Source organism: Pararhizobium sp. LjRoot255, from assembly GCF_964252905.1.
Classification (GTDB): domain Bacteria; phylum Pseudomonadota; class Alphaproteobacteria; order Rhizobiales; family Rhizobiaceae; genus Pararhizobium.
The window spans coordinates 607,032-620,513 of record NZ_CAXUPQ020000002.1 but is presented as its reverse complement, the minus strand read 5'-3'; the positions used below and the strand labels follow the sequence as shown (position 1 = coordinate 620,513).

Below are 13,482 nucleotides of genomic sequence, written 5' to 3'. Positions count from 1 at the left end.
AAGCCAGCGAAGGCTCCGACCATTGCTGCCGGCGACCGATACCGTGAGCAGAATGAGGCCGCATTGGATCTTCGCCGTACGGAATATTAGTTCACCGGCATGACGACCGGAGCATCCTTGTTCTTCAGCAGCACAACGATAAATTTCGCCGGTTTGGACGTGCTCGCGTTGCGACTGACCAGGTGAATGTCGGAAGGGCCTTCATAGTAAGTCTCCCCTGGCGACAAGGTGACTTCTTTTTCACCTTTCACCTGCATCACAATGGAGCCTTCCAGAACGTAGACGAATGCATTTGCGTCGTGCTTGTGAATAGGGTCTGAACCTCCCGGCCCATACTCGACCGATATCATTAGCCCTTCCTTGCCAGGATAATTTGGAAGATCCTTTTGCATGAGCGATGTGACCTTTGCACCATTTTCAGCCGCAATGACGGGCAAGGTGCCAATTAGAGAAGCGGTCGCGGAGACAAAAAGCGTTAAGAGAACTGCTTTCATCGTCGAAATCCTTTTGGTTTGTTGAATTGTTTGCATAAATGCGTTTCGAGCTCGAACAACCCGTTGTTCGATGCCTGGGCTTACTTCGGCTGCCGGGACTGTCGGAACCATTCCTCAAAGCCGATCTTGCCGAGGCGTGCACCTTCGCCAGGCACCAGCGACTGGTCATTCAGTTTAGTGCCGAAATAACGAGCATCAACATCAGCGACGACGGTCCGCGGGTCATTGCTTACTTTCAGATACCGCGCAACGATATCGTTCATGGGAGCGCGCTCGGGACCCGCAATCTCGATCGTGCCATTGAGCGGCATGCCGAGGGCAACGTCGGCCATGGCATCGGCAACGTCGTCCGATGCGATAGGCTGGAAAGATGCAGGAGAGAGCCGCGCGACGGTACCGACAGTAGCTTCATCGGCAATGCCCTTCAAGAATTCGAAGAACTGCGTGGAATGGACGATTGTGTAGGGGATCGGCGAAGCCTTGATGAGTTTTTCCTGGACAAGTTTGGCCCTCATATAGCCGCTTTCCGGCAGCCTTTCCGTCCCCACAATGGACAGGGCAATATGATGCTTGACTCCGGCCTTTGCTTCGGCCGCCAGCAGATTACGTCCAGCCGTTTCGAAGAATTCCAGAACCGCTTTGTCTTCAAAAGAAGGCGAGTTGGCGAGATCAAGCACGACGTCGCAACCTGTCAGCGCTTCAGCAAGACCTTCGCCCGTGATCGTATTTACCCCGGAATTTGGTGAGGCAGCCAGAACGTCGTGTCCCTTAACCCGCAACCGCGCAACAGTCTTTGAACCGATAAGGCCGGTCCCGCCGATCACAACAATTTTCATAACGGATGTCCCTCATAAAATGAAAGTTTCGGGAATTTGAACGCTTCGAACAATGCCGGGAGAGACAGATCCATTCTATCGTGCAAGGAGCGTAAAGTTCTAATCGCCGGGTTTAGTCGACCCATCCTCAAGTCTAGGGACGGATGACACGAGTGTTGCCGCCGGGCGCAAAAAACTTGACGTATCTTCCGCGGTGCTTGGATTCTAGCGAAAACCGTTGCCCATCGAGTTAGGCGGTGGATTCTTCCGTTTCAGGCATGGCAAATAGTGATACCGGCACTTCGGTTTCTCTGCGGTGTTCCTTTAGAGCGGCGACTCTCGCCATGCGTGGAGCATGTAAAATCGGCATTTTCGGTTTCGCCATATGAGCGAGCATCGCTCGCATGCATGTAGATACAAAAGGCGCAGCCATTGATCTGCGAGGCACGTAATTTGCGAGCTCGCCAAGACTGGGCTCCAGTCCGCCTTCCAAAATGGCCAGGCTATTGTGCAAAAGACAAGTTGCGACCCGGAAAGGCGGGAAATAGATATAGTTCTAACCGTTGGCGGGACGCTGATACTCTCTTAGGTGGGAGGCCGACGAGCGAGTCAAGCTGGATCATAAGTGAACCGTTGCATCTCAGCTGATCCATTCAGTCGCTGACCTCCAGCGCGTGTTGCCGCGACCGTGGCGACAGAACCTATACCGAGGTATGGCTCGAACTACCTCTTGACCCGATAGATCGCAAACTCGGCTCGACATAGCGTCGTAGATGCCGCGTCTAAGGCGGCGGTGAGAAGGAGAGCTAACATGGATTTAGAACTTACCCCACACCCTACCCGAGTGGGTACCGACGACTTGGTCCCGTCACGTTACGCGCTGCAAATCGGCGAGATTGATGTTCTCGTGGTCAGCGACGGTGTGCTAACGCTGCCAGGCGCGATGTTGGGCCACAACGCCGAGCCGGCTGTGCGGGCGGCCTGGCTGAATTACAATTTCCTGCCCCCGGACACGCTCGATTGGGGGCTGAACGTGGTCGTGGTACGTAGCGGCGGCCGGACGATACTCATCGATGCTGGGCTGGGGGACGACCCGAACTTAAACTTGCCGCGAGCCGGGCAGTTGGCGCATAGACTGGAGGCCGCCGGCATTCATCTTGCGTCCGTCACCGACGTGGTGCTTACCCATATGCACATGGACCATATTGGCATGCTGCTCGTCGACGGGGTGAAGGACCAGCTGCGTCCGGACCTGCGGATCCATGTCGCGGCCGCCGAGGTCAAGTTCTGGACGCACCCTGATTTCTCCCACGTCTCCATGCCGCAGGGGTTCCCGGACGCGCTGCGGGCGGCCGCCAAACGGTTCGCGGAAGAGTACCGCAGCAATCTGCAGACGTTTGAGGAGGAGTACGAGGTTGCACCGGGGGTGGTCGTCACCCGAACCGGCGGCCACACCCCTGGGCACAGCGTGGTGCGCCTCGCGTCCGGCGGCGACCGGCTGATGTTCGCCGGTGACGCCGTGTTCGCGGTCGGGTTCGAGCACCCCGACTGGTTCAACGGCTTCGAACATGACCCCGAGGAAGCGGCGCGCGTTCGGGTCCGTCTCTTGCGGGAGCTGGCGGCGAGCGGCGAACTGTTGGTGGCCACTCACCTGCCGTTCCCATCCGTCGGTCATGTGGCGGTCGACGGCGACGCCTTTCGTTGGGTACCACTATTCTGGGACTACTGACCTCTTAGCTGGGTTAGGGCCGCACTAGGGCGCGTATTCACAACGTTGATCACCCCACGCCCTAGTGCCAAAGATATCAAAAACCCCAGCGATTGTGACACTGCATTCGATGGTCTGGACATGTGGCATGGCCGCGAACCGCGAAGATCGTTTTACTGTTTCCATGAAACAATGAACGATCCAGACGACCGTAAGCGTTGTAGGTCGATCGCTGCCTCGTACGACACCGCCCGTCACCGGCTTAGGTTCGGCTTCTCCATTGCCCTGTTCGATAGTGCTGCATTTGCTCACGGCAGCAAGTGGCCCTTGCGGCGACGCAACAGCCCCTAGTTCGCGCCTTGCCGTATAGGTAACGACCCGGGCGCGTCGATAGCTTACCACCTGCTTGAAGGTGGCGCGGCCACCACTTCTCCGCGCAATGTATGGATTTCCATAAGTTGCGGCTATGCCGCGGTGGGACTAGGCTGGCGGCATGGTTTCGCCAGCCGAAGAATGACTGCTAACAAAACGCTGGCGATCCTCTGGCTTACTTGTCCGGCAGGAGCAACGAATGATGAGCGTCTGGTCGCACCGTCCCCATTTCTTGCACTTGGGACTCTTTTTCGCCGCCTATGTCCTGGGCTGCGGATTTGCCCAGTCACTTGCGATCGTACCCGGCACGGGTATCTCCATTTGGCCGCCCGGCGGGCTTTTTATCGCCACGCTCATCCTAACCCCCAAGAGCAGCTGGCCGCCGTGGGTGCTGGCGGGCTGTCTGGCCGAATTGTTCAGCAATGTCTTGTGGTTCCACAGTCCGCTGCCAGCGGCGTTGCTGATCTATGCTGGCAACGCTCTTGGAGCGGCGGTTGGCGCCTGGCTCGTCAACCGGGTCTGCAGGCATCCTGTTCGGCTCGAAACGCTGGAGGAGGTCCTCGCTTTCGTCGTATTGGCCGCCGGAATCGCGCCTGTCGTGAGCGCCACGGTGGGAAGCGCGACCCTTGCATGGTTTGGCATGCAATCGCAAACTTTCACATCTGCATGGCCGCTGTGGTGGATCGGAGACGCCACCGGAGTCCTTATCGTGGCGCCACTGGCTCTGGTAGCCCTGCAAAACTGGCGCGGCGACGTCCAGCTTTCGGCGGCGCGATGGATGGAAGCCTGCGTCGTGGGGCTGATATTCCTTGGTGTCGCCGCCCTTTCATTGAGCGGTTTCCTGCCTTTCGCCTACATCATCATGCCGCCTCTTCTTTGGGCCGCGGTTCGCTTTGAGTTCAAGGGCGCCGCCGTCGCATTGATCCTGCTTGCTCTGATCACAGCGGTATTCACGATATCCGGCTCCAGCGAATTTGCCGGCGATCCGGAATCCCAAAGGCAGCGGAACATGATGCTGCAGCTGTTTCTGGCTATCTCGGCGTTTTCGGCGCTCATCGTGGCCACCCTGTCCCGGCAGCACCAATTGGCACTGCTCACGGTGCGCAAAAGCGAGCGCCAACTTCAGCAGCTGATTGACGCGGTTCCCACCCTCATATGGTGTACGACCCCGGAAGGAATACCATGCTACCTCAACAAGCGGGTCACCGATGTCACCGGCGTCACCCTCAAGGACTTGATCGCGCCCGACGGCTCGCGATCCCTATCCGTCGTCCATCCGGATGACCGTGTGGCGATGGAGGCTGCTTTCGCACGTGCATTTGAGACCGGCGCCTCCTTCCAGTGGAGGTATCGTCAGCGCCGGGCCAATGGCCCTCATCGGTGGGTGGAGAGCCGCGCAGAGCCGCTTCGCGACGAGTCCGGTGCGATCGTCCAGTGGTATGGCGTCTCTGTCGACATCGAAGACATGATGAGGGCGCAAGAGGCACTGCGCTACCGGGAGCATGAACTCTCCCAGCTCGTGGATATGGTGCCGAGCCACGTTTGGCGCCTCAGACCCGACGGCGAGCCGACCTTCTTCAACAGGCGCATGGTCGACTTCCTCGGCCTGGATGTAGCGGATGCCGACAAACCGGATGTGAGCCGACTGGAGGCGGTCATTAAGGCCATCGTCCATCCCGATGACGCATGTCAGTTCAGGGACGCGCTCAGCCATTGCCTCCTCACCGGCGAGAATTTCGCCATGCGCTATCGACTGCGCCGTGCCGACGGTATTTATCGCTGGATGTCGAGCCGTGCAGAACCGATGCGGGATCAGGCCGGAAGCATCATCCAGTGGTATGGCATATGTCATGACATTGATGATCAGATGCGAACTGAGGAGGCTCTTCGTCAGAGCGAACAACGGCTTCAGCAGATGATTGACGCCGTGCCGGTGCGGATCTGGAGTGCAACGCCTACCGGCGGACCAATGTATTTCAACAAGCGATACCAGGACCACTTCCGTTCCGTCATCGCAAATTTCGAAACCCTCGAGGAGCCTCGAATCGGAAATCTGCTCTCTGAGCTGGTTCATCCCGAAGATGTGGCCGACGTGCAAGTCACGTTGAAAAATTGCTTCGATACCGGCGGTGGCTCCACGATGCGATTTCGCTGGCGTGAAAAGGAGGGGGGCTATCGCTGGGCGGAATGCAGGGTCGAACCTTGGCGTGATGAGAGTGGAGCCATAATGCAATGGTATGGCGTTTCTCTCGACATCGACGAAGAGGTGCGCGCGCAGGAGGCACTGCGTGACCGGGAGCGCGAGCTCTCGCAACTCGTGGATATGGTGCCGGTTCATATCAGGCGGCTGACACCCGAGGGCGAGCCGATCTTCTTCAACAAGCGCCTGAGAGATTTTCTTGGATTGGATGTTGGTGATATGGACAAGCCCGGCACAAGCCGGCTCGCGGCAATCATACAGACCCTTGTCCATCCCGATGACGCAACCAGGCTGCTCGAGAGCGCCCGCCATTCCTTCGCCACCGGCGAGCCCTTTTCCATGAAGTACCGCATGCGTCGTGCGGACGGAGAGTATCGATGGGTCGATGGCCGCGGGGAGCCGCTGCGTGATCAGGACGGGGCGATTGCGCAATGGTACGTAATCTCCGTCGATGTCGACGACGAAATGCGCGCACAGGAAGCGCTGCGCGAGAGCGAACGTTCGCTCTGGCAGCTTGTCGAAACGCTCCCTGCGATGATCGATTGCGCCGCTCCGGATGGGGAGCCGGTCTACCGCAATCCTCAGCTGCGCGATTTCCTCGGATACCAGCTCGAAGAACTCGACGGAAAGGGAAAATCACGATTGGACGGCACACTCGATGCCGGCGTTCATCCAGACGAGGTTGCCAGCGTCAAGGAAAACTATGCCCATTCGTTGGCCACCGGCGAACCATTTGCATGCAGGCACCGACTACGACGGTTCGATGGCGAGTATCGCTGGGTCGAAACGCGCGCCGCGCCGATGCGCAACGCCGAAGGTACCATCGTGCAGTGGAATGTCATTTGTCTCGATATCGATGGCGAGGTGCGGGCAGAGGAAAAATTGCGTCTGTCGCAAGAGAGCCTCGCGCGGGCAAGCCAGACAGCCAGCCTTTCCGAGCTTTCGGCTTCCATCGCGCACGAGGTGAACCAGCCCCTGGCGGCCGTGATGGCGAATTCGCACGCCTGCCAGCGCTGGCTCATGGCTGCACCCCCGAACATCGAGCGAGCCCAGAAGACGGTGGAGCGCATTATCCGGGATGCGAGTTCGGCGGCCGATGTCGTCAGCCGCATCCGCGCGCTGTTCAAGCAATCCGTTGACACGAGGGTCCACGCGGCGTTTGCCGGCGTCGTCGGCGAAGCGCGCAACCTCATGGCCGGCGAGGCGGCGCGACGGCGCGTCCGGATGGATATCAAAATCGATGGCGATCTTCCTCATGTCACGATCGATCGAGTGCAGGTCCAGCAGGTTCTGGTCAATCTCATTCGCAACGGCATGGAGGCGATGGACTCTATTGCGGACGATAGAGTCCTTGGAATGCGCGCGCGCCATATCGGGGATGTCATACAGACCGAAATCAGCGACTGCGGGCCGGGTATCGAATTTCCCGAGAGAATGTTCGAGCCGTTCTTCACGACAAAAGAAGACGGCCTGGGCATGGGATTGGCAATCTGCCGCTCAATCGTCGAGTTGCACGGTGGGCGATTGTGGGCGGACAAGAACGAACCGCACGGTGCAACGTTTATCTTTACCTTGCCGATTGAAGAGAAGGCGGCGTCATGACGACCGACGATCATGTTGTCTTCATCGTTGATGATGATGAACGCATTCGGGAGGCGCTCAGCGAGTTGCTGGACTCGTATGGCATGCGCGCTATCGCCTTCGGATCGGCTGGTGACTATGTGAGCGCGGAAAAACCGGATCTCCCCGCCTGCCTCGTCCTGGACATCGAACTGCCTGATATCAACGGGCTCGATCTCCAGAGACAGATCGGGGACAGCGATCATCCGCCGATCGTCTTTATTACAGGGCATGGGGACATCCCATCCTCGGTGCGGGCGATCAAGCACGGCGCCGTGGACTTCCTGACCAAGCCTTTTAGTGACGCCGACCTCATGGCAGCGGTACATGCCGCGATCACACAGGATCGGGAAAACAGATCGGAACGCGCTGAACTCGGCATACTGAAACGCCGGTATGTCGAACTAACACCACGTGAACGCGAGGTTTTGCCGCTCGTGGTGAGCGGTCTTCTCAACAAGCAGGCAGCGGTCGAGTTGGGGATCAGTGAAGTCACGCTGCAAATCCACAGACGCAATGTGATGCAGAAGATGGCGGCGGCATCGCTCGCCGACCTCGTGCGCATCGCTGAAAAATTGGAAATACCGATAACCCACTCGCGCCGGGTGGGAGGGAATGAACATGAATAAGAACAAACATGTTGTGGCAATTGTTGATGACGACCCAAGACTGCTGGAATCCGTCGGTGACCTTCTGGAATCGGCGGGCTATGTGGCCCGCAGCTTCTCTTCGGCGGGATCGCTGCTTGTCAACGGACTTTCGGACCTGGACGTGCTCATTACCGATATCGGGATGCCCGGCATGGACGGCTTCGAACTTCGTGACGTGGTGAAGAAGTCCCGCCCGGAACTGCCGGTATTTCTGATCACGGGCCGACATGAGATAGCGGATCAGGGCCGGGCGCAGGGCATCTGCGGGTTTTTCCGCAAGCCCTTCGATGCGCAGGTGCTGCTCACGGCGATCGCCAATGCTTTACACAATACGAGAGATGGAGGGTGACATGAGAGTTGGACAGCGTCTGCTGCGGAGATCAGCGCCACGAACACCGCAACTGGAAGCGGCGCAGCCGCTCATCATTATTGTCGATGACGACGCCGCGGTGCGCGAGGCGCTGTCGGATTTGATCCTGTCGGCGGGTTTTCAGCCTGCCAGCTTTGCCTCAGCTCGCGAACTGTTTGACGCCGACATATTGGACAGCCCCGGTTGCTTGATCGTCGATGTGCGTATGCCGGGAGAGAGCGGTCTTCATCTGCAGCGTCATCTGTCCGAGAACGGCAATCCCAAGCCGATTATCTTCCTGACTGGGCATGGTGACATCCCGATGACGGTTCAGGCGATGAAGGCGGGCGCCGTGGATTTTCTAACCAAGCCGGTGCGGGACCAAACGCTGCTTGACGCCGTGACCACAGGGATTGCGATGGATGCCGAGCGACGGGCCGAAGTCGCGATCACCAAGCGCAATATCGAACGCCTTGAAAGGCTAACGCCGCGCGAACGCGAAGTTCTTCATGAGGTCGCACACGGACGCCTCAACAAGCAGATCGCCTTTGACTTCGGCATCAGTGAAGTCACCGTCAAGCTGCATCGCAGCAATGTCATGCACAAGATGGAGGTCAACTCCATTGGCGAGCTGATCCGGGCATGGGGAACGCTGCCCGTGTCGATGCGCGAACCCGGTGCGATTCAGGCACCCAGCTAGTATGCCAATGGAAGCGAGGGTGGCTCGGGCTCCGGTTTTGTCGACATTGTTGCAAAACGTCGGCAGCTCCGATGTAACTTGGTCCGAGATCGAGAAGAGGACATCGAGGCGGCGGGTTCCTCCACTCAGCCAGAAGGACGCTCATCGAGCTGAGCCGCCATAAATACGTTCGTTTATGTTCTGGAAGGCTCCATTGTGATGCAGGTGAAAGGTGAAAAGAAGTCACCTTGTCGCCAGGGGAGACTTACCGTGAAGGCCCTTCCGACATTCACTTGTTCAGTCGCAACGCGAGCGCGTCCAAACCGGCGAAATTTATCGTTGTGCTGCTGAAGAACAAGGATGCTCCGGTCGTCATGCCGGTGAAGTAATATTCCGTACGGACGGCACGACCAGCGGAGCCGTGGTCCCGGCGCGAACCAGAGGTAAAGAGCTATTCGCGATCAGCCGCGACGGCTTGCCCGTGGACCATGATACCGAGACCATTAGAGGGGTTGCCTACGCGATGTTTGCTGTCCAGTCCGGCGTCTATCGGCTGGTCTATGGCGGACGCCAAATCAGCGATGCAAGTTCTATCAGATGATTCCGGCCGTGCGGCGAGGTCCGGCGCCGTATCGCCGCCGGCCGACTAGCGTCGCAACGAGCCGGTCGGAGCCGATGATCGCTCCCCGTATTCACACTCCAGTTTCAGGTCGAACGGTGTTCGGAGGTATACTGCGAGACCCGTGCGCCATACGAGTATCGCCCGGGCCTCGGGTCGCCACGGGTGTGGCGGCTCTGCAGAAGCGAGGATTGGCGCTCGAGGATGGAGCCAGTTCTCGAACCGACCAAAGGAAAGGCGTTCTTTGGCGGCCGCCCGTGTTTTAGCGCGTCGTCACTTAATCGCAAGATAGCACAATTAATGGGTGCGGCCGGAACGCAGCTATCAAAGGCGGTCGCTGGAATTGCCCGCGCAACTCAATCGCGATCTCACCGCTTATGCCGAGGTGCTGGCCGCGAGACCGGGCAGCCAGTCGCGACCCCGTTCGCCTGACCGTGCCTATGCTGGAGCATCCATCGCGACTGATCGGGGATTCGCCAAGGCTCGCCGCACCTCGATCTAAATTGAAGCTGGCGCTCTCCACCTTGTCATCACGGATAATCCCGGGTCGTTGCTTGCAGATGAAGATGATGACAACCGCGCCGTTCAGGGGACGGGACCCAAGGTCGGGGTGGCGCGGGGTTTCCGCGATGCTTTGGCCACATGCCCTTCGGATGCATCGATCCCTGATATACGTTTGATCTACACCTCCTAGACCACGGTATGATTTACGTCTCCATTGCGAATGGAGATAACGAACCAAATCAGAACCGGAACAGTCATGAGGAGACGTTCATGAGTAGGGACAATACCTCACACCCCGATAGACCGAAACGAATGGCCGGCGTTATGGAGGCGACCATGGACGTATATGAGGCAGTCACAAGCCGCCGGGCGGTGCGAGGATTCAAAAACGATCCTGTGTCGAGGGTGGTGCTTGAGCGCGTGCTGTCCGCCGCAGCTTGGTCGCCGTCCGGATCGAACATCCAGCCGTGGAACACTTACGTGCTGACTGGGCCGCCGCTTGTCGAGCTCAAGACGTCCGCTATCGAGCGTGTGGCCCACGGCGACCATTGGGACGAGCGGCAGTACCAGATGTACCCGCCGGTGCTGAAATCCCCGTACGGGGAGCGCCGATCTGCCTTCGGCAAGGAGCGCTACAGCGCGCTTGGCATAGCGCGCGAGGACTGGGAGGCCCGCCAGCGGGCAGCCATCGCCAACTGGAACTGTTTTGGCGCGCCCGCCGCTCTGTTTTGCTACATCGACCGCGACCTGGGCTGGCCGCAATGGGCTGACGTCGGCATGTATCTTCAGACCGTCATGCTGCTGCTCCGCGCCGAAGGATTGCACAGTTGCCCCCAGATGGCATGGTCGCAGGTTCGCGAGACGGTCGCGGAGGTCCTATCACCCCCGGACGGGCTCATCCTCTTCTGCGGAATGTCGATCGGGTACGAGGATCTCACCGTAAGTTCCGCCCGTACAGGCCGCGCCCCGCTCCACGAGACGGTCACGTTCGTCGGCGGTTAGTTACTTGGGCTGAAAAGGAAAAGAGACCCCTTCTATGGATCTTGCGCTCATGCGTGACATTGGAGAACGCCATGACCACACATAAAGTAGGCTATTTCATCGGCAGCCTCGCCAAGGCCTCGATCAATCGCAAGCTCGCCAAGGCGTTGGTGCGGTTTGCCCCGCCCGAACTTGAAATGTCGGAGATATCCTTCAAGGACCTGCCGCTCTACAGCTACGACTACGATGCCGACTACCCGCCGGCTGGCAAGGCATTCAAGGCGGCAATCGCGGCCGTCGACGCCGTGCTGTTCGTCACGCCCGAATATAATCGATCCATACCTGGCGGGCTGAAAAACGCAATCGACTGGGCTAGCCGCCCCTACGGCACCAACTCGTTCACACGCAAGCCGTCAGCTGTGATCGGCACCTCGCCGGGCGCTATAGGCACAGCAGTCGCCCAGCAGAATTTGCGCAGCGTGCTTAGCTTCTGCAACTCTCCCCAAATGAATGCCCCGGAAGCCTACATCCAGTTCACACCAGGGCTGATCACCGATGACGGTGAGGTCATGAATGACACCACCGCTGATTTCCTTCGCACTTTCATGCAGGACTTCCATGTCTTCATCGCAAGGGTTCGCTCAGTGCTGCCGAAAGATGCCTAGCAGGCTTTGAAAAAGGCCCTGGCGTGAAGACTTTGGTCGTGATTCACTGGCATTTGTCGGGCGAAATGAGAAACTGACCCCGCATTGCCTCAAGCAAAATGTTACCGATAGTGTGGATGCTCCGACTGGGGTGGCCATGGTGCGCTGTCCCCGGTTCGGAGGGTGGATGGCGAGGCGGATCAGTATGGCGACACGATCGGAGCTGGTGGTAGCAATCGTCGAACGGTATCGCTTGGGAAGCCGCAGCGACAAGCACCGCATCCTGGATGAGTTCGTGGCAGTGACCGGCTATCATCGCAAGCATGCGATCCGGGTTCTGGCGACTCGTGAGAAGAGGCCATCTGGCAATAAGGGCAACAGCCTTCGTTACGACAGCAATGTGCGCGAGGCGCTCATCGTGTTGTGGGAGACCTCGGAGCGGCTGTGTTCCAAACGCCTCAAACCGTTGATACCCGTATTGTTACCTGCGCTTGAGCGGCATGGCCGGCTCGAGCTCGATGACGCGCTGCGCTCCAAGTTGATGACAGTAAGCCCGGCAACGATGGATCGGCTTTTGACGGAGGTCCGTATGGTCGCGCGCGGCGGTCAGCGGCGTCGGGCCGGGATGAGTTCGGCTGTCCGCCGATCGGTTCCGGTCCGCACCTTTGGGGATTGGAATGATCCGCCGCCTGGCTTCGTCGAGGTCGATTTTGTGGCGCATTCCGGCACGTCTTCGTCCGGCAGCTTTGTGCAGACGATGGTGCTGACTGATATCGCCACAGGCTGGACGGAATGTGTTCCAGTCCGCACGCGTGACAGCGGCAATGTGATCGTGGCGATCAAACAGGCTCGCTCGCTGTTTCCCTTTCAGCTGCTAGGTGTCGACTTCGACAACGACAGCGCGTTCATGAACGCGTTCGTCGTCTCGTGGTGCCGCAGCGAGGAATTGGAAGTGACGCGCTCTCGCGCTTATCGAAAGAACGATCAAGCGCATGTGGAGCAAAAGAACGGTGCTATCGTGCGTCGCCTGGTCGGATACGGCCGGTTCGTCGGCGCGGAGGCGACGGCTGCCCTTGGCCGACTTTATGCAGTGGTGCGGCTTTACGGCAATCTGTTCCAGCCGTCATTCAAGCTGCAGGAGAAGACGCGGATCGGCGCGCGTGTGATCAAGCGCTATCATCCGCCGGTTCCACCCGTGGCCCGCGTCCTTGCGCATCTGGATGTGACTGAGCTCGATAAGGAGCGGCTACGGGCAATGATGGAAAAAGCCGATCCTGTGCTGCTGTTTGCCGGGATCCGTGCCGCCCAGGAAGAGCTTGGACGGCGGATCGATCGTCGTGGCCTGCATCCGAAGCTTGAGGAGCCAATTGTTGTCGACCTCCAGCGCTTCGCTGCGAACCTGAAGACAGCCTGGAAGAATGGTGAGACACGACCAACGCATCGGCGGCCGTATAGAAGGACCAAACCATGGCCAAAGAGGCCAAGCATGTACGAGCCCTTCGAGGCACAGATCAAGGCGTGGCTGAAGGAAGAGCCCACTCTCCCGGCGGCAGGCGTGCTGCAACGCTTGACAGAGATCGATCCGGTCCGCTTCACGGAAAAGAACATCAGAATGGTGCAAAAGCTTGTGAAGGCCTGGCGCATGGAAATGGCTGGGCTGATCATCCTGGATGGTGATTGGATTAAGAGCTTGCCCTCTGCCGCCGCAGCGGCAGTTGATACGGGCACGTCGGCGTCGGCAGTGCTCGGTAACATTCCTCGGTGAGGCAATAGGAGGGGTCAATTCCTCGCTTCGCTTGACAGCATTGTCGAGAATCGGTCCCGGGACGCGCCGTGACGTTCACGTT

At 58.8% G+C, this 13,482-nt stretch carries 11 protein-coding genes and 2 pseudogenes; 10 read left to right on the top strand and 3 right to left on the bottom strand.

Going from position 1 to position 13,482, the window contains the following annotated elements; translation table 11 throughout:
• Positions 1 to 86: 86 nt before the first annotated feature.
• From ACSQ2W_RS22040 to ACSQ2W_RS22030, 3 genes and pseudogenes are all read right to left on the bottom strand, one after another.
• The gene (locus ACSQ2W_RS22040) at positions 87 to 494 is read right to left on the bottom strand and encodes a cupin domain-containing protein (RefSeq protein WP_436088312.1); all 408 of its coding nucleotides are present in this window, start codon (positions 492 to 494) and stop codon (positions 87 to 89) included.
• Between the two features lie 80 nt (positions 495 to 574).
• Complete coding sequence (locus ACSQ2W_RS22035; RefSeq protein ID WP_436088311.1) at positions 575 to 1,330, bottom strand: SDR family oxidoreductase; 756 nt, start codon at positions 1,328 to 1,330, stop codon at positions 575 to 577.
• 306 nt (positions 1,331 to 1,636) lie between these two features.
• Positions 1,637 to 1,823: pseudogene (locus ACSQ2W_RS22030) on the bottom strand (carboxymuconolactone decarboxylase family protein); the annotation flags it as partial.
• Positions 1,824 to 2,120: 297 nt separating this feature from the next.
• On the opposite strand from ACSQ2W_RS22030, the gene ACSQ2W_RS22025 reads away from it, so the two are divergent.
• From ACSQ2W_RS22025 to ACSQ2W_RS21980, 10 genes and pseudogenes are all read left to right on the top strand, one after another.
• Positions 2,121 to 3,038, top strand: coding sequence for an MBL fold metallo-hydrolase (locus ACSQ2W_RS22025; protein ID WP_436088310.1), 918 nt, complete (start codon positions 2,121 to 2,123; stop codon positions 3,036 to 3,038).
• A 550-nt stretch (positions 3,039 to 3,588) separates the two neighbouring features.
• On the top strand, positions 3,589 to 7,191 hold the full coding sequence (locus ACSQ2W_RS22020; RefSeq protein ID WP_436088309.1) for a PAS domain-containing protein: 3,603 nt from the start codon (positions 3,589 to 3,591) through the stop codon (positions 7,189 to 7,191).
• Entirely contained in the window at positions 7,188 to 7,838 is a 651-nt protein-coding gene (locus ACSQ2W_RS22015) for a response regulator transcription factor (RefSeq protein ID WP_436088308.1), read from the top strand. The genes ACSQ2W_RS22020 and ACSQ2W_RS22015 overlap by 4 nt, the downstream gene beginning before the upstream one ends.
• Positions 7,831 to 8,208 (top strand): response regulator transcription factor, encoded by a 378-nt coding sequence (locus ACSQ2W_RS22010; protein WP_436088971.1) that lies wholly within the window; start codon positions 7,831 to 7,833, stop codon positions 8,206 to 8,208. Before ACSQ2W_RS22015 ends, ACSQ2W_RS22010 begins: the two co-directional genes overlap by 8 nt.
• A 1-nt stretch (position 8,209) precedes the next feature.
• A complete protein-coding gene (locus tag ACSQ2W_RS22005) occupies positions 8,210 to 8,908 on the top strand; it encodes a response regulator transcription factor (protein ID WP_436088970.1) in 699 nt (232 codons plus the stop codon).
• Positions 8,909 to 9,070: 162 nt separating this feature from the next.
• Positions 9,071 to 9,276 (top strand): annotated as a pseudogene (locus ACSQ2W_RS22000) (cupin domain-containing protein); the annotation flags it as partial.
• A 534-nt stretch (positions 9,277 to 9,810) separates the two neighbouring features.
• Positions 9,811 to 10,008, top strand: coding sequence for a DUF2274 domain-containing protein (locus tag ACSQ2W_RS21995; protein ID WP_436088307.1), 198 nt, complete (start codon positions 9,811 to 9,813; stop codon positions 10,006 to 10,008).
• Positions 10,009 to 10,346: 338 nt separating this feature from the next.
• A complete protein-coding gene (locus ACSQ2W_RS21990) occupies positions 10,347 to 11,012 on the top strand; it encodes a nitroreductase (RefSeq protein WP_436088969.1) in 666 nt (221 codons plus the stop codon).
• Positions 11,013 to 11,083: 71 nt separating this feature from the next.
• Entirely contained in the window at positions 11,084 to 11,656 is a 573-nt protein-coding gene (locus ACSQ2W_RS21985; protein WP_022712876.1) for an NADPH-dependent FMN reductase, read from the top strand.
• Between the two features lie 136 nt (positions 11,657 to 11,792).
• Entirely contained in the window at positions 11,793 to 13,400 is a 1,608-nt protein-coding gene (locus tag ACSQ2W_RS21980; RefSeq protein ID WP_436088950.1) for a transposase, read from the top strand.
• Positions 13,401 to 13,482: the final 82 nt, after the last annotated feature.